This is a genomic window from Leptolyngbya sp. NIES-2104, from assembly GCF_001485215.1.
GTDB lineage: Bacteria > Cyanobacteriota > Cyanobacteriia > Leptolyngbyales > Leptolyngbyaceae > Leptolyngbya.
Genome location: NZ_BBWW01000001.1, coordinates 2,169,582 through 2,185,165, shown reverse-complemented (window position 1 = coordinate 2,185,165; position 15,584 = coordinate 2,169,582). Strand labels below are relative to the sequence as shown.

Sequence of the window (15,584 nt, the reverse complement as noted above, 5' to 3'; positions counted from 1 at the left end):
GACGGCAACAATCCGCTAATCTAGAAGACCAAGGAAAAAATCACATCTCCTCACTTTTAGGAGTGGTGCTTCATGCCGAATTCCGTCGATCGTCGTCCGATTTTGCTCGATTTTGAAAAGCCTCTGGCTGAACTCGAAGCCCGAATTATTCAGGTGCGCGAGTTAGCTGAAGAAAATGAGGTGGATTTGTCTGACCAAATTGCACTGCTCGAACAACGTGCGATCGAGCTTCGCAAAGAGATTTTTAGCGGTCTGACTCCCGGACAGCGGCTTCAAGTGGCACGCCATCCCCGTCGCCCCAGTACGCTCGATTACATTCAGGCAATTAGCGATGAATGGATGGAGCTACATGGCGATCGAGGAGGACACGATGATCCGGCGGTTGTGGGTGGAGTCGGGCGGATTAATGGTCGTCCGGTTGTGATGTTGGGTCAGCAAAAAGGACGCAACACAAAAGATAATATTCAGCGCAATTTCGGGCAGGCATCTCCAAGCGGCTATCGAAAAGCGATTCGACTAATGGAACATGCCGATCGCTTTGGAATGCCGATTCTGACTTTTATTGATACCCCGGCAGCGTGGGCAGGTTTAGAGGCAGAGCAGTTCGGACAAGGGGAAGCGATCGCATATAATCTGCGCGAAATGTTTGGGTTTGAAGTGCCGATTATCTGTAGCGTGATCGGAGAAGGCGGATCAGGGGGAGCATTAGCGATCGGAGTCGGGGAACGGTTGTTGATGTTTGAACATGCGGTTTATAGTGTTGCGCCTCCCGAAACTTGCGCCACGATTCTTTGGCGCGATGCGACGAAAGCGGCTCAAGCGGCAGAAGCTCTGAAAATTACGGCTCCTGATTTGAAAGAGTTGGGAATTGCGGATGAAGTGTTGATCGAACCGATCGGGGGCGCACATAACCATCCATTAGAAGCAGCAGAAATCTTGAAAGCTGCAATCTTGCGGAACTTGGCAGCGTTAGATCAGATCACTCCCACACAGCGAAGAGAACTCCGTTATCAAAAATTCCGTAACATTGGGGTCTTTACCGAGGCTGGACTATCTCCTCATGGTTAAGAGGAGGTTTGGAAATTCTTCGATCGTTGCCACAGCCCGCCCTGAAATGAATTTCGGGCTAATCGTGGAAAGTCTACTGAAGTAGACTCCGAACTGATTTCAATACTCTTAGTCCATTGAAATGGACTTGCGCCGATTAGCCCGAAATTCATTTCAGGGCGGGAACGCAACGAGAGCGGAAAGATTTTTCGTACATCTTCCGAGTCTTGAACGGTGCGAATCGACAAAATTCCCAAAATTGCACCGCGGCAAGATATAATCAGTAACTGACGTAACGATTTGTAAAACCTTTACTCATTTTCAAGCGTCTTTCGGTTCTGCGATTCAAGCCTAACCTTTTCTCTGCACTCGTATTCTTTGTTGTGACAGCCGAAAACGTTCTCTCGTATTCTTTGTCAAATTTTCAGCCCCCTACTAAGTTTTTTGAGGATTCATGAGTTCCTCCACTTCTCGACGCGCCCTGATTACTGGGGCAAGTAGCGGCATCGGACAGGCAAGCGCGATCGCATTCGCCAAAGCCGGAATCGATGTCGTCCTCGTCAGCCGTACCCAATCGAAACTCGATGCCGTTGCCCAAGAAGCGCGATCGCTCGGTGTCGATGCCCAAACTTGCGCGATCGATCTTGCTCAAGTGGAAATGGTTCGATCTAAGCTTGAAGCATTGATTTCTGAAGTTGGCACGATCGACATTCTGGTGAATAACGCAGGCATGGGATACACAGGCGGACTTGCGGAAATGCCCTTAAGCGACTGGCAGCGAGTTTTAGATCTCAATCTCACCAGTGTATTTCAGTGCATTCAAGCGGTTTTACCGGGAATGCGATCGCAAAAACGCGGCACGATCATTAACCTCGCTTCGATCGCGGCGCATCAAGCTTTTCCCGACTGGGGCGCGTACTGCGTCAGTAAGTTCGGGATACTGGCACTCTCGAAAACCTTAGCGGCAGAGGAACGCGCTCACGGGATTCGAGTTGTAACCCTTTCACCAGGGTCGGTGAATACGCCCATTTGGGATACCGAAACGGTGCAGGCAGATTTCGATCGCTCGGCAATGCTCACCCCGGACATTGTGGCAGACGCGATCGTACAGGCTGCCACAATGAACGATCGCGCAGTGGTCGAAGAGATGATTCTCATGCCCAACGCCGGAACGTTCTGAGTCGAGTTTTTCAGTTAAACGGTTTCCTTTTTGCACACTTAATTTTGCAACAATCATGACTATTGCTTCTCCCAATGGATTTAGCGGCAAGAAATTAGAATCAAGACCCGATCGCAATACGCAAAACGGTCAAGAAGCGAAAATTGTTCCACCGAGTGAAGAAACTCGCGAACAGATGATGGACGCGGTGCGGACGATGTTGGTTGGAGTGGGTGAAGATCCCGATCGCGAAGGATTGCTCAAGACTCCGAAACGGGTAGCGGATGCGATGCGGTTCCTTACGAGTGGCTACAATCAATCGCTGGAAGAGTTAGTGAACGGCGCGATTTTTGATGAAGGGCACAATGAAATGGTGCTGGTGCGCGACATTAATTTCTTCAGCTTGTGTGAGCATCACATGCTGCCGTTTATGGGGCGGGCGCATGTGGCTTATATTCCGAATGAAAAGGTTGTGGGCTTGAGTAAGTTGGCGCGGATCGTGGAGATGTACTCGCGTCGATTGCAGGTTCAGGAGCGCTTAACTCGACAGGTGGCGGAAGCGTTGCAGGAAGTACTTCAGCCGCGTGGAGTTGCGGTGGTGATGGAGGCTTCGCACATGTGTATGGTGATGCGTGGGGTGCAGAAGCCGGGATCGTGGACGGTGACAAGTGCGATGGTCGGGGTGTTTCAAGATGATCAGAAGACTCGTGAGGAGTATCTGAACTTGATTCGTCATCAGCCTTCGTTCTGGTAAAGGGTTAGTTGGCTTCGTTGCTAGTCCGCCCCGGAATAGAATTCGGGGCTAACGGTGTGGTCACTGAAGTGGACTGATGATGTTCGATTTTTGCAAATAACTCTGCTACACGCTCTAGGTTTTTATCGCCTGGGGCGTTTTCTAATCCGCTCGATAAATCAATACCATTGGGTTTAACTAAGCGCAGAGCATCGGTGACATTGTTTGGATTGAGTCCACCTGCTAACCACCAATCACAAGTAGGACGAAATTCTTTCAGCATTGTCCAATCGATCGTTAATCCTGTTCCGCCTGCTTGCTCTGGATGATAGGCATCGAGTAGTAGCACGTCTACATGCGGTTGATAGTCGATCGATTGTTCCAAGTCAGTTTGCGATCGGATTCGGAGCGCTTTGATCAATTTGATATTCAATGCTCTAAGTTGCTGACAAAATTCAGGCGATTCGTTGCCGTGGAGTTGAACGACATTCAGATTTGCGATCGTGACTGTTTCCCGAATCGTATCGATTGAAGCATCAAGGAACACACCGACTCGATCAATGGATAGCTGATCTGTGATTGCTCGGATGTTATAAGCATCAAGATAGCGGGGAGTTCCAGGCACACAAATAAAGCCGATCGCGCTTGCTCCGGAGTGTTCGATCGCGATCGCTTGATCGCGTTTGGTAATGCCGCAGATTTTGACTTGTAAACTCATTGATGTGAATGTAAGCGCGATCGCAATCTCTGGAAACGTCGTTACCCAAGCTGTATGCTCAAAGTTAAATGGTTGGCTCTGGCAAAATTCGCAAGAACTTAATAATTTGACCTATCACTTCAATCGCAATAATACAGTGATCGATCGTAAATCGATACAGAATTCCGCTATTTTCCAACGCTTGAAACTCCGGCAAATCTTGAAGCTGATTCGTTGTGAAAAAGTCTTCAAACACGAATCGATTCATTTTCTGCATTGCTGCCGCTTCTAAGCTTTTCAGGTCGATTAAAAAAGCGCGATCGTATCGCACTTCCAAGCGAGCCGGAAGAATCATCCCGCCCACAGACCCGGTTTTATTCGTTTTCATAAAGTGCGGGGTGCAGGTTGTACTAGGGGTAAGAGTTGAATCGCTTCTTCGCGAGTCAGCGTATCGCCTGGTTTATGAGTGCGACGGGCATCCTCGATCGCTCTTAAAACATAAAAATCACAATATGCCGTTTCCAGCACTGCCCAGAACGTTTCAAGTTCCGCATCCGACAATCGATCGATCAAATGGTGAGCGCGACTGCGATAGAGATTCATAACAGGAGGCAACAATCTTGTCATGTTTGAGAGTGCCCACGCCTACTGTAGGAATTGCCACAGAATGTGTTCCGGCTTACGGTACGATTTCATTACCGAGCGCGTGAATCTCATTCTATGTTGGATTATCTCTTTTCGTTTGATCCTGGGCTAATCGGATACCTTGTGTTTCTGATTGTGTCTGTTGCTATCTACGGAATTTTTAGCTTGGGTCTAAATCTCCAATGGGGCTATACCGGACTGATCAATTTCGGTCATGTTGCCTTTATGACCGTCGGAGCTTATACGACTTCACTATTGACACTTTCAGGCACTCCGATCTTCGTTGCGGTTTTAATTGGGGCGTTTCTAGCAGCATTCTTAGGATTGTTGATGGGATTTTCAACCTTGCGACTGCGTGAGGATTATTTATCGATCGTCACGATCGGGGTTTCTGAATTAGTCCGCCTCTTTGCGCTCAACGAAGACTGGCTCACGAAAGGAGCATTTGGCATTCAAGATTTTCCGCTGCCTTTGTCCCAGTTTCGTCCGACGGTTGGAACACGCATCGGCATGATTGCGATCGTTGCCCCAATCTTTGGCTTTGTGATTTGGAAACTCGCTGGACAACTGATTGAACGCTTTAAAAAACGGCAAGCCCTTAGAGCAATCTTCTCTGGAATTTTGATTTTGTTGACGCTGCGGTTATTGCTCGTCAGCGCGATCGCGCTTTACGACTATTCCAGCAATCAGTCTCGAAATGGGTTACTGTTTCTGTCACTCATCACAGTTGCGATCGTCTACTGGGCACTAGAACGATTAGTGCATTCTCCTTGGGGTCGCGTTCTCAAAGCCATTCGCGAAGATGAGCAAGTTGCGATCGCGCTCGGTAAAAATGTCTTTCTCTACAAGTTGCAATCCTTGATGTTGGGCGGATTCATTGCTGGAATTGCAGGCGCATTCTTTGCATGGCAATTGAGCACCGTCTACCCGACGAATTTTGAGCCGATCGTCACCTTTCAAGCCTGGATCATTATGATTCTCGGTGGTGCAGGCAACAATGCTGGAACGCTGCTCGGTGCGGGAATCTATTGGGCTTACACTGCCTTCACTCGCGATTTAGAACGGATTCTGCCACTCGGAGCCGATCAAATCGGTGCGATGCGAATTATGCTCATCGGTTTAATTCTGATGGTGCTGATGTTGTTTAGACCGCAAGGCATTTTAGGCAACAAAGACGAATTGACACTAGGAAAATGACGATGCAGACTTCAGCAGTTCTCTCAGCCACAGGATTAGTCAAAAGCTTTGGTGGAATCAAAGCCGTGAATGAGGCAGCGATCGAGGTTGCTCCCGGTAGCATCACTGGCTTAATCGGTCCCAACGGAGCCGGAAAAACTACGTTATTCAACCTCCTCTCGAACTTCATTCATCCCGACCAAGGCAAAGTCTTTTTCGATGGCGAATCGATCGAGTCTCTCCAACCGCACGAAATCGCCCAACGCGGTATGATTCGCACCTTCCAAGTGGCACGAGTCTTATCCCGCTTGTCGGTAATGGACAATATGCTGTTAGCGGCTCAGAGACAAACCGGAGAAAATTTCTTAAACACCTGGCTCTTCTCGAAACGGATTCGGCAAGAAGAACGAGAAAATCGCGATCGAGCGATCGAAATTCTCCAATCCGTCGGACTCGCCGCCAAAGCCAACGATTACGCAGGCGCACTTTCCGGCGGACAACGCAAACTTTTAGAAATTGCTCGTGCTCTGATGACCCGCCCGAAACTTGTTCTACTCGATGAACCTGCTGCGGGTGTGAATCCCACTTTGATTAATCAAATCTGTGAATATATCCAGTATTGGAATCGTCAAGGACTTACCTTTTTGATTATCGAGCACAATATGGATGTGATTATGTCGTTATGCGATCGTGTTTGGGTGTTAGCCGAAGGCACAAATCTGGCAGATGGTAGCCCCGCTGAGATTCAATCAAATCCGAAAGTGCTTGAGGCTTACTTGGGACAGTAGATTTAGTTTACTGACAAAATCTCTACGGTCTGAGAGAATGTTTGCGAAGTAATCGTTGTTGCCGCAGCCCGCCCTGAAATGAATTTCGGGCTAATCGGCGCAAGTCCATTGAAATGGACTAAGAACTTGAAACTAGCTCCCAGTCTACTTCAGTAGACTTTCCACGGTTAGCCCGAAATTCATTTCAGGGCGGGAGTCAAACGAGAGCGAAAAGACTTTTTATACTTTTCAAGCATCCTCTTAGACATCGCCTCTTTGAGCGTACTCTATGTATTTGATTTGATTCGAGGCGGCTGATCTAGGCGAATCGCTTGTTCTAAAGCGGCTTTTTCCCTAGCTCGATCGACAAAGGGCTGCAACTGTTTCAGGTCTTGTCGCGTGAGCACTTGTAAATCTGCGATCGGCATTCCACGCATGAGCAATTCAACGCACCAAGTCGGGTAAGCTTGATCGATTTTTGGGGGAGGTTCGTTCTGAATGTCTTCAGTAAAATGATTCCAGCGTTGTGATAAATCAGCTTCGGTGATCGGCTGACCGCTGGAATTCAGAAACATGGCAGGAACAACATCTTTTCGACTTTTGAGCCACTGAGTTAATGGATTTTTTGCGTAAGAACCATAGCGTTTTCCTAAAATCCACTGATTGAGCGGACGAACTTGTCCGTTGGGAATGTGTAGTGCTTGTTGATGTCGCGTGGAATGGTAGTGCGATCGCGTTAATTGCACAACTTCCTCGGCACTAAGTCCTGCACCAAACAGCACATAAGCGATCGCGTAATCTTGTAATCCTCGCTTCTTGGCGCGTTGCAAAATCAGGTGAACAGTATCAGCGGGAAGATCCTCAACCTCAGAGTAGATGGGTTCAGAAGGTTGAATCGCACCCTGTAAAAATAGGGTGACAAGATTGGTGAGAAATTCTTCTCGACTTTGCCAAAGTTCGTGAAATTCGCTGGTGAATTCGATCACAGCGTATCCGAGCAGCATTCCATTAAGCAGACTTGCAAGGGTTTCTGCTGGAAGATTGGGCTGCATTTGACGACGCTGGATCATTTCATCGAAGTATTGAGCGACGTAGCGATTTGCTTGGGTGAAACCCCGCCCGATCGCTTTACGATTTTCAGCGGGATATTGTCCGGCTTCTCCGACCACCGATCGCACCATTTCTGGAACTCGTTCAAGGGCTTCAAGGCAGGCGGTGGCGTATTCTTTGAGTGCCTGATCCATTCCTGCGGCTTGTTCGGCTTGGTGCACGAGCGTTTGACCGAGTTCGATGAACACAGCGGCTTCTTCGATCGCGGCTAACAGTAATCCGTGTTTATTGCCGAAATGCCGAAACAGCGTCACTTCATTTACGTCTGCTAATTCAGCGATTTGTCTTGTGGTGGTGTCGGTGACACCGTGGGCTGTAAATAGCTCCAGTGCCGCTTGAATCAGCCTTTGGCGGGTCGTGTTGCGGGGAGTAGACATAGAAGATGCAAGTGGCACTTGCAGAAAAGCGCATTCGTTGTTAGGCTACAAATGCAAGTGTCACTTGCAAATGTGTTTATCAACTGTAACGGATTTTGCCGTAAGTTGGGAAATGCGATCGAGGTCGGTCTGCTGTGGGTCGATCAATCAGTTAACTCAGTAAGGGATTTTCATGACTTCTAATTCTGTTCAAGTGGACTCTGAACAAACGCTGAAATTGGAGTGGACGAACGTTGCGTTTTTCGGAGCCTTTCACGCGCTGGCGCTGACTGCCCCCTGGTTTTTTTCCTGGAAAGCGCTGGGTGTGATGATTCTTCTGCATTGGTTGTTCGGTAGTATCGGGATTTGTTTGGGCTTTCACCGATTGCTGACACACCGGAGTTTGCAGGTTCCTAAAGTGGTGGAGTATGCGCTGGCGGTAATCGGAACGCTGGCATTGCAAGGAGGAGTGATTTTTTGGGTAGCGGGACATCGGATGCACCATTTGCATACGGAAGATGTAGACAATGATCCGTATTCGGCGAAGCGCGGATTTTGGTGGAGTCACATGGGCTGGGTGCTGTATCCGCGTGAAAAGTTTTTCAACTATGAGTCTTATCGACGGTTTGCGCCGGATTTGGATCGCGATCCGTTTTATCGTTGGCTCGATCGAACTGAGAACTATTTGATGCTGCAAATTCCAGTCGCGATCGTGCTTTATCTGCTGGGTGGCTGGTCGTTTATTATTTATGGTTTGGTGCTAAGAGCCGTGTTCTTGTGGCACAGTACTTGGTTTATTAACTCTGCGACTCATTTGTTTGGTTATAGAACATATGAGGCGGAAGATAATTCGCGGAATCTCTGGTGGGCGGCGTTGATTACCTACGGAGAAGGTTGGCACAACAATCACCATGCTCAACCGAATGTGGCGAAAGCAGGTCGGAAATGGTGGGAGATTGATGTGACGTGGTGGGCGATTCAGGTATTACGATCGCTCGGTCTTGCCCGTCGTGTGGTGATGCCGCCGAATTGAGAGATTGAACCGCGATCGTCGAGTTGGCGATCGCGGTTTGCTTTAGAAATCAGTATCGTCGTCCTCTTCTTCGATCGGATCTTCTAAGGTGTCTGAGGGAAGATCCGAAGCTTCGATTTGATCGATTTCAGCCTCCTCATTCACTAAAGAACCGTTGAACGCTTCTGCAAGTGTTCTAGCAGCACGAGTAATTTCATCGTCATCTTCCCAATCTGGTCTGTAAGCTTCTAGCGTAGGTTCTTCAGGAGCAGGTTCGGGGTCTGGGGTGCGAGGTGCGAATGGTTCAGGCTCTAAATCTGAGGGTTCAACGGTTGGAGGAGTGACTGGATCGGTGCTCGTCGGTGCTGTAGTGAGTGAGGCGGCAACTAAGCTCAGTTTGATCTCTTTTCCGAAGGTTCTACTTAAAGCTGTAGTGATACTTTTTGATCGACTTTGCGCCATTGGTAAAAGCTTCTGAGGAAAACTGATTTGTGCGGCTTCACCGTCAAATGCAATCAGGTTGCCGTGTTGTTTGAATAAGGCTTGAGTGCCGAAAGGTTGAATATTGTTGATAATCGTTTGCCATAAGCGATCGAGATCTGTTTCCTCGGCTTGAATGGGTTCCTCGATTGATGGAGTCGGTTTTTCGGCTTGAGTAGGTTCCTCGATTGGTGGAGTCGGTTCTTCTGTAGATTTTGGTGTTTCTCTCACAGATGGACTAACGGATTTGGTCGGTTTGAAGCTGGGAATTGATCGAGTAGGTTGCTCGATCGCAGGTGAGCTATTAGAAGGTAACAGTCCCATTAAAGTTACTTCTAACCAGAGTCGGGGCTGTGTGGAGTTTTTTAGTTGAGTTTCGCTTTCTTTGAGGTGTTTCTGACCGGACAGGATTGTTTCGATCGACATTGTGTTCGCGAATTCACAAAGCTGTTGCCAGGTTGATGAAGTGAGCGCAACGAGATCTCCACGCGCTGGAGCCGTTTTTGCAATTAATAAATCGCGATAGAAACTCGCTAGATTTTGTAGAACGATCAAAGGTTCTCGTCCGCGATCCATTAAGCGGCGGGTGGTATCGAGCACAGATTCGGGGTGACTTTTTGCGATCGTTTCTATCAACGCCATTAAATCTCGCTCTGGAACTGCGCCAACTAAATCCCAAACTCGTTCGGTCGTAATGTCACCGGATAAAAGACTCAATTGATCGAGTAAACTTTCGGCATCGCGGAGTCCGCCTTGAGAGATTTGGGCGATGAGATAGGTGGCATCATCAGCGATCGGGATTTGTTCTTTATCGGCGATGAGTTTCAGGTGTTGGGTCATATCGTCGATCGGGATTCGGCGAAAGTCGAATCGCTGACAGCGAGAGATGATTGTGGGTAATACTCTTTGCGGATCAGTGGTTGCTAAAATGAAAACTACACGTTCCGGTGGTTCTTCTAAAGTTTTCAATAAAGAATTAAACGCGGCATTGCTGAGCATATGTACCTCATCAATCAGATAAGCCTTGTATCTGCATTGCACAGGCGCAAATTGAGCGCGTTCAATTAATTCTCTAATACTGTCTACTCCAGTATTACTCGCAGCGTCAATTTCGATGACATCTAAAGCATTACCTCTAGTAATCTCTTGGCAGGTCTGACAAATGCCACAAGGCTCATCGGTTGGAGCATTCACCGAAATACAATTGAGTGATTTTGCAAAGATACGAGCACTCGACGTTTTGCCTGTGCCACGTGCGCCTGTGAAGAGATAGGCGGGAGCGATGCGGTTCTGGAGTAGCGCATTCGAGAGCGTGGTCGCGATCGCAGTTTGACCCACCAGTTGTGAGAACGTTTGGGGACGATACTTATGATGCAGGGGAATGTAGGTCACAGGGCGCTTGTGCAAATCGACTGATTGATCCTACCAAGCGATCGCGATTTTGGGACTTATTCTGCTTTCGGGGTGGGTTTGACTCCAAAAAAGGCTTTGTAGACTTCATGCGCGATCGGAACGGCGGCGGTCGCGCCGTATCCCCCGTTTTCGACGACAACGCCGATCGCAATTTGCGGATTGTTCACGGGACCATAACCGACATACAACGAGTTATCTTCTTGTCCTTGAACTTCCGCGGTTCCGGTCTTGCCAGCCGTTAAGGGAATCGAGCCATCATTTAAGCTGCGGGCGGTTCCTTCTTGAACTACGGCAGTAAGTCCTTCTTGTAAGACTTTGAGGGCAGCGGGGTCAAAGTCTAGTGATTCGGGCTGCATATTGGGCTGATAGGTTTGATTGGCGAAGAGATGCGGTTTGACGCGCTTACCGCCGTTTGCGATCGTCGAAACCATCACCGCCATTTCGAGCGGGGTGACTTGCACCATGCCTTGACCGATCGAGGTACTGACCGTATCCCCGACATACCACGGCTCTTTGAACTGCTCTTCTTTCTGTTTCGGGGTTGGAATCATGCCGTGACTGCCGCCATCTAAGCCCATTGTGGAAGTCGTGCCGACTCCGAAGCGACGACCCCAATCGGAAATTGTTTCGGGACCGATCGACATTCCAAGCTGATAGAAGAAGGTGTTACTACTGACCGCGAGGGCATCTCGAAACCCGATCGTACCGTAGCTGGCATCGCCGTGTTCGTGGAAGAAGGTTCCGCCAATGTTGATCGCGCTGAAGGTGGGTAGCATCGAGGTTGCGGAGAATTTACCCGATTTCATCGCTGCCATTGCGGTGATGATTTTGAAGGTGCTGCCGGGTGGATAGCCTTGCAGAGCACGATTTAGAAAAGGATGATCCTGGCTTTGGAGCGCGTCCCAGGTTTTTTGGCTAATTTTGCGCGTAAAAATGTTCGGATCAAATGTCGGACCGCTTGCCATCGCGAGAACTGCACCCGTTTTCACATCCAGGACGACGACTGCACCGCGACGACCTGCGAGGGTTTTTTCGGCGGCTTGTTGCAGTTTGACATCGAGCGTTAATTGAACAGGTGAGCCTGCGACGGGGGGCTTGACACCAAGCATTTTAAGTTCTTTACCGCCAGCATCGACTTCGATCAAACGACTGCCCCATTTGCCGCGTAGGGTCGTATCTTGAATTCGCTCGATTCCCATTTGTCCGACTAGCATTCCGTTCGGAAATTCGGGATTCGCTTTGAGGTCTTCTTGGGTGGCTTCTCCGATGTAACCTAGGACGTGGGCGGCGAGAGTACCGTAGGGATATTGGCGAGTGGATTCGGCTTGAACTTCTAAACCGCGAATTTGACCGATTTCATAGAGTGCGGTGTATTTTTTCTCATCGAGTCCGCGCAAAATTCGCACCGGAGAAACCGATTTGTATTGCACTTCTTCAAGCTTTTTAATGATGTCCTCTTTGGGGATGTCGAGTAGCTCACTGATACGCTGGGCTGAAACTTGCCATTGTTCCTTAGTTTGCTCACGCGGATAGAGGTAGACCGATCGAGATAATCGATTGACGACGATCGTTTTACCTTTGCGATCGACTAAATTTCCGCGATCGGCGACGATGGAAATCGATCGAATCCGGTTTTGATCCGCGAGTTGCCGATTGTGGCTACCTTCGACGAGTTGGAGGTATGCGAGACGAAATCCACAGACGCTCATCAAGCCACTAGCAAGCATGAACAGAATCACAGCCCGAAACGATCGCTGCGATCGCGCTTTACTGACCCAGGAGTTGGCAGATGAGAAAGACGAGTTCGCCATACGTCACGTGATGAAGGTTACTTTTGGGCAGGACATCGCACTTACTGTAACAGAAAGTTGATTCGGTGTGCGATCGTCCTTTTCTAATTTCGAGCGGGATCAAAACGGCTCCGGAATCCTGATTTGAAGACTGCGTAAAATCAAGGAATAATGGTGAGTCAGATCTGATTTAACCGAATGACATGGCAACCGTTAACGACAATTATTTGAAGCTGAAAGCTGGGTATTTGTTTCCTGAAATCGCCCGTCGGGTGAATGCCTTTGCTCAATTGAATCCTGATGCGCCGATTATTCGTTTGGGAATTGGGGATGTGACCGAACCGCTACCCCAAGCGTGTCGCACCGCGATGATTCAAGCGATCGAAGATATGGGCGATCGAAGTTTGTTCAAAGGTTATGGTCCCGAACAAGGCTATGAATGGCTAAGAGAGAAAATTGCGAAGTTCGATTTTCAGGCACGAGGCTGTGAGATTGATGCTTCTGAGATTTTCGTGTCGGATGGCTCGAAGTGTGACAGCGGCAACATTTTGGAAATTTTCGGACACGACAATACGATCGCGGTTACAGACCCGGTTTATCCCGTATACGTTGATACGAATGTGATGGCGGGAAATACTGGAGATGCCAACGATCGAGGAGAATACGGCGGATTAGTTTATTTGCCAATTTCAGCCGAGAACAATTTTACGGCTGAGATTCCTTCACAGAAGGTGGATTTAGCGTATCTCTGTTTTCCAAATAATCCGACAGGTGCGACAGCAACTAAGGAATATTTGAAGGCTTGGGTGGATTACGCGAAGGCGAATGGCACGATCATTTTCTTTGATGCAGCGTATGAAGCGTATGTCACTGATCCGACGTTGCCGCGATCGATTTATGAGATTGAAGGAGCGCGAGATTGTGCGATCGAATTTCGATCGTTTTCTAAAAATGCTGGATTTACTGGAACTCGATGTGCGTTTACTGTAGTTCCGAAAACCTTGACGGCGAAAGCTTCAGATGGCTCTGATGTGGAATTGTGGAAACTGTGGAATCGCCGCCAATCAACAAAGTTTAATGGGGTTTCCTACATTGTTCAGCGGGGAGCCGAAGCAGTTTATTCCGAAGAGGGACAAGCGCAGATTAAACAACTGGTGAGCTTTTATCTGGACAACGCCAAGATCATTCGTGAACAACTGACAGCGGCGGGAATTGCGGTTTATGGTGGCGTGAATGCTCCGTATGTTTGGGTGAAGACTCCGGACGGTTTATCGAGTTGGGATTTCTTCGATAAGTTGCTGAATGTTTGTAATGTGGTGGGGACACCCGGATCAGGGTTTGGAGCAGCGGGAGAAGGATATTTCCGCATTTCTGCGTTCAATAGCCGCGAGAATGTAGTTGAGGCAATGAATCGGATTACGGCGAAGTTTTAATGTGATAGATGCGATCGATGACGGTATTTTCAGAGTCTTGCGCTTCGTTCATGCTCGCCCCGGAATGGAATTCGGGGCTAACAGTGCGAAGTCAGTTGAAACTGACTGAAGAATTACATCTAGTTCTTTAGTCCCCTTCAGTGGACTTCGTTCGATTAGCCCCGAATTCCATTCCGGGGCGAGTTAGGCAACGACCGCGAAAAATTATCAAAACATCTCCGAACCTCGATCGCCTATCACATTCAATTTCTTAACTCAAAACCGATTTACCTCTTCGATAAATTTCACGAGCATAATCTGTCCAAGTCCCTTGACCCCAATACCGAAAACAACTGGTCTGTAGTAGCAAGTTGTACAACAATGCTTCTTGATAATCCGATCGCTCCATCACAGTCGGATCATTCGTATCAAACTTCTGATGAAACAATGCACTCAGTTCAGTCATTGGTTCTAGAACATTTTCGTAGCCTCTGACCCAACTGAGGTCATTTGTCCAGGAAGCGCCATCAATGTGAAAGCGATCGTCATTTTGTTTCAATTGTGCGATCGCTTTTTCCACATTTTCAGGTGTGACTTGATCAACAATCTGCCAAATCTTATGTTGCTGAACGGCTTGAATCTGTGGATAGTCATCTGCACGAATTCCAGTTGATTCAATTAGCTCCAAATACTCTGTTCCATTGATCGCCACAGTCCCAGAATTGTTATTCCCTGAGTCTCGAATCTCGTGATAGACCCGGAACACATCACGCGGATACTCATTCATCATCACGCCGCCATTTTCTCCATCTGCAATTTGAGAAACGAGTGATGGAATTGCACGATCGTTGATCAATTGTTTAGATCGAGTCTTCGCTTCAAAATAGGGTTGCATTTGCGCGACTAATTTCGTATCTGAGCCTTGAGTTTTAATCAATGCGGTGATTGAAATAGTCTCCCCACTAGAATTACGAGCGACCAACTGATTTGGAATGTACTTTTGATCCTGCGGTAATCCCGAACCATCAAGCTGCTCTACAGAATGTTCCTGAACTAACAACCATTGGTAACCACAGTCTTTCAGCGCTTTGATGTACTCGAACAAAGTATCAGGATGATTTGGTAAGTGCATCTCTGGCGGCGAAAATCCTCGAACTCGTTGAAGCGCGTCAATTCCAAAGATCGAAGCGAAATGATGCTGCCAGGCTTGAATATGCAGTTTGAGATCAGGAATTGGAGTTGAGGGAACGACGGCATGGCTCCACATTGTACCGAGCCATTCCACATACGGTTGAAATTGTCGATCGCAGGTAATTCGCTTCAGATTGTTCAAAACATCTTCGCGTCCCATCTGCTGAAGTCCCCAGAGCAGATTTCCTGAATAGTCCAGCATGATTCGAGGATTGCAGCCTTGAGCGACTAAATCAGGAATAAATTCGCCCATGCGACCATAACACCACGCAAAAACACCCGCATTGTGATTGTCGCCATCGTTCGGATGCTCGAACATATTTTGCAAATTGCTGATCAATTCGCCATTCATCCCAGCGGGAATGGTCGGCTGGTGCATATGAAGGGCACAGGCGAACGAAGCATTCATTGACTCTAAACGGAGGTTTGTTGTGGGAAGAAAGACCGGATCAGAAGAAATTTTAGGAAGTGTCGCGCCAAAAATTGGTGGCAGTTTGGTGAGGGTTGCAGTCATGAAAATTGCCTGAATCTATGGCTCAAATATAGATCGGACGTTCTGAGAGCGGGTTTAAGTTTTAAGACAGAATTGAGATTCC

General features: G+C 48.2%; 14 protein-coding genes. 7 read left to right on the top strand and 7 right to left on the bottom strand.

The window, feature by feature from the left end:
* Window positions 1-72 precede the first annotated feature (72 nt).
* The 3 genes from NIES2104_RS10070 (at window position 73) to folE (ending at window position 2,960) form a co-directional block, all read left to right on the top strand.
* Window positions 73-1,068, top strand: coding sequence for an acetyl-CoA carboxylase carboxyltransferase subunit alpha (locus NIES2104_RS10070; RefSeq protein ID WP_058998095.1), 996 nt, complete (start codon window positions 73-75; stop codon window positions 1,066-1,068).
* Between the two features lie 433 nt (window positions 1,069-1,501).
* Window positions 1,502-2,227 (top strand): SDR family oxidoreductase, encoded by a 726-nt coding sequence (locus tag NIES2104_RS10065; RefSeq protein ID WP_058998094.1) that lies wholly within the window; start codon window positions 1,502-1,504, stop codon window positions 2,225-2,227.
* 55 nt (window positions 2,228-2,282) lie between these two features.
* Entirely contained in the window at window positions 2,283-2,960 is a 678-nt protein-coding gene (gene folE / locus NIES2104_RS10060; protein WP_058998093.1) for a GTP cyclohydrolase I FolE, read from the top strand.
* 4 nt (window positions 2,961-2,964) lie between these two features.
* Here folE and NIES2104_RS10055 read toward each other — a convergent pair whose 3' ends face one another.
* The 3 genes from NIES2104_RS10055 to NIES2104_RS10045 form a co-directional block, all read right to left on the bottom strand.
* Entirely contained in the window at window positions 2,965-3,657 is a 693-nt protein-coding gene (locus tag NIES2104_RS10055) for a phosphoribosylanthranilate isomerase (RefSeq protein WP_082689962.1), read from the bottom strand.
* A gap of 64 nt (window positions 3,658-3,721) precedes the next feature.
* Window positions 3,722-4,024, bottom strand: a complete 303-nt coding sequence (locus NIES2104_RS10050; protein ID WP_082689961.1) for a cytotoxic translational repressor of toxin-antitoxin stability system — start codon at window positions 4,022-4,024, stop codon at window positions 3,722-3,724.
* Window positions 4,021-4,263, bottom strand: a complete 243-nt coding sequence (locus NIES2104_RS10045; RefSeq protein ID WP_263970939.1) for a hypothetical protein — start codon at window positions 4,261-4,263, stop codon at window positions 4,021-4,023. The genes NIES2104_RS10050 and NIES2104_RS10045 overlap by 4 nt, the downstream gene beginning before the upstream one ends.
* A 93-nt stretch (window positions 4,264-4,356) precedes the next feature.
* Between NIES2104_RS10045 and NIES2104_RS10040 the strand changes: the two genes are divergently transcribed.
* Together NIES2104_RS10040 and NIES2104_RS10035 are read left to right on the top strand one after the other, a co-directional pair.
* On the top strand, window positions 4,357-5,478 hold the full coding sequence (locus NIES2104_RS10040) for a branched-chain amino acid ABC transporter permease (protein ID WP_058998092.1): 1,122 nt from the start codon (window positions 4,357-4,359) through the stop codon (window positions 5,476-5,478).
* Between the two features lie 2 nt (window positions 5,479-5,480).
* The gene (locus tag NIES2104_RS10035) at window positions 5,481-6,245 is read left to right on the top strand and encodes an ABC transporter ATP-binding protein (RefSeq protein ID WP_202815046.1); all 765 of its coding nucleotides are present in this window, start codon (window positions 5,481-5,483) and stop codon (window positions 6,243-6,245) included.
* Between the two features lie 266 nt (window positions 6,246-6,511).
* On the opposite strand, the gene NIES2104_RS10030 is transcribed toward NIES2104_RS10035, so the two are convergent.
* Window positions 6,512-7,711: a TetR family transcriptional regulator gene (locus NIES2104_RS10030; RefSeq protein WP_058998090.1), complete on the bottom strand. Its 1,200-nt coding sequence runs from the start codon at window positions 7,709-7,711 to the stop codon at window positions 6,512-6,514.
* Between the two features lie 172 nt (window positions 7,712-7,883).
* Between NIES2104_RS10030 and NIES2104_RS10025 the strand changes: the two genes are divergently transcribed.
* Window positions 7,884-8,723 carry a fatty acid desaturase gene (locus NIES2104_RS10025; RefSeq protein WP_058998089.1) on the top strand — a complete coding sequence of 280 codons (840 nt, stop codon included), beginning with the start codon at window positions 7,884-7,886 and terminating at the stop codon, window positions 8,721-8,723.
* Window positions 8,724-8,765: 42 nt separating this feature from the next.
* Here the strand turns inward: NIES2104_RS10025 and NIES2104_RS10020 are convergent, their stop codons facing one another.
* Together NIES2104_RS10020 and mrdA are read right to left on the bottom strand one after the other, a co-directional pair.
* On the bottom strand, window positions 8,766-10,574 hold the full coding sequence (locus tag NIES2104_RS10020) for a DNA polymerase III subunit gamma/tau (RefSeq protein WP_058998088.1): 1,809 nt from the start codon (window positions 10,572-10,574) through the stop codon (window positions 8,766-8,768).
* Window positions 10,575-10,630: 56 nt separating this feature from the next.
* On the bottom strand, window positions 10,631-12,406 hold the full coding sequence (mrdA, locus tag NIES2104_RS10015; RefSeq protein ID WP_058998087.1) for a penicillin-binding protein 2: 1,776 nt from the start codon (window positions 12,404-12,406) through the stop codon (window positions 10,631-10,633).
* A 182-nt stretch (window positions 12,407-12,588) separates the two neighbouring features.
* On the opposite strand from mrdA, the gene NIES2104_RS10010 reads away from it, so the two are divergent.
* Complete coding sequence (locus NIES2104_RS10010; protein WP_058998086.1) at window positions 12,589-13,818, top strand: LL-diaminopimelate aminotransferase; 1,230 nt, start codon at window positions 12,589-12,591, stop codon at window positions 13,816-13,818.
* A gap of 250 nt (window positions 13,819-14,068) precedes the next feature.
* Here NIES2104_RS10010 and NIES2104_RS10005 read toward each other — a convergent pair whose 3' ends face one another.
* Entirely contained in the window at window positions 14,069-15,502 is a 1,434-nt protein-coding gene (locus tag NIES2104_RS10005; RefSeq protein ID WP_058998085.1) for a hypothetical protein, read from the bottom strand.
* Between the last annotated feature and the right edge of the window lie 82 nt (window positions 15,503-15,584).

What these genes read in the sequence shown, in the direction of transcription:
- NIES2104_RS10070 (WP_058998095.1), top strand. Translation starts at nt 73, where the DNA reads ATGCCGAATTCCGTCGATCGTCGTCCGATTTTGCTCGATTTTGAAAAG.
- NIES2104_RS10065 (WP_058998094.1), top strand. Translation starts at nt 1,502, where the DNA reads ATGAGTTCCTCCACTTCTCGACGCGCCCTGATTACTGGGGCAAGTAGC.
- folE (WP_058998093.1), top strand. Translation starts at nt 2,283, where the DNA reads ATGACTATTGCTTCTCCCAATGGATTTAGCGGCAAGAAATTAGAATCA.
- NIES2104_RS10055 (WP_082689962.1), bottom strand. Translation starts at nt 3,657, where the DNA reads ATGAGTTTACAAGTCAAAATCTGCGGCATTACCAAACGCGATCAAGCG.
- NIES2104_RS10050 (WP_082689961.1), bottom strand. Translation starts at nt 4,024, where the DNA reads ATGAAAACGAATAAAACCGGGTCTGTGGGCGGGATGATTCTTCCGGCT.
- NIES2104_RS10045 (WP_263970939.1), bottom strand. Translation starts at nt 4,263, where the DNA reads ATGACAAGATTGTTGCCTCCTGTTATGAATCTCTATCGCAGTCGCGCT.
- NIES2104_RS10040 (WP_058998092.1), top strand. Translation starts at nt 4,357, where the DNA reads ATGTTGGATTATCTCTTTTCGTTTGATCCTGGGCTAATCGGATACCTT.
- NIES2104_RS10035 (WP_202815046.1), top strand. Translation starts at nt 5,481, where the DNA reads ATGCAGACTTCAGCAGTTCTCTCAGCCACAGGATTAGTCAAAAGCTTT.
- NIES2104_RS10030 (WP_058998090.1), bottom strand. Translation starts at nt 7,711, where the DNA reads ATGTCTACTCCCCGCAACACGACCCGCCAAAGGCTGATTCAAGCGGCA.
- NIES2104_RS10025 (WP_058998089.1), top strand. Translation starts at nt 7,884, where the DNA reads ATGACTTCTAATTCTGTTCAAGTGGACTCTGAACAAACGCTGAAATTG.
- mrdA (WP_058998087.1), bottom strand. Translation starts at nt 12,406, where the DNA reads ATGGCGAACTCGTCTTTCTCATCTGCCAACTCCTGGGTCAGTAAAGCG.
- NIES2104_RS10010 (WP_058998086.1), top strand. Translation starts at nt 12,589, where the DNA reads ATGGCAACCGTTAACGACAATTATTTGAAGCTGAAAGCTGGGTATTTG.
- NIES2104_RS10005 (WP_058998085.1), bottom strand. Translation starts at nt 15,502, where the DNA reads ATGACTGCAACCCTCACCAAACTGCCACCAATTTTTGGCGCGACACTT.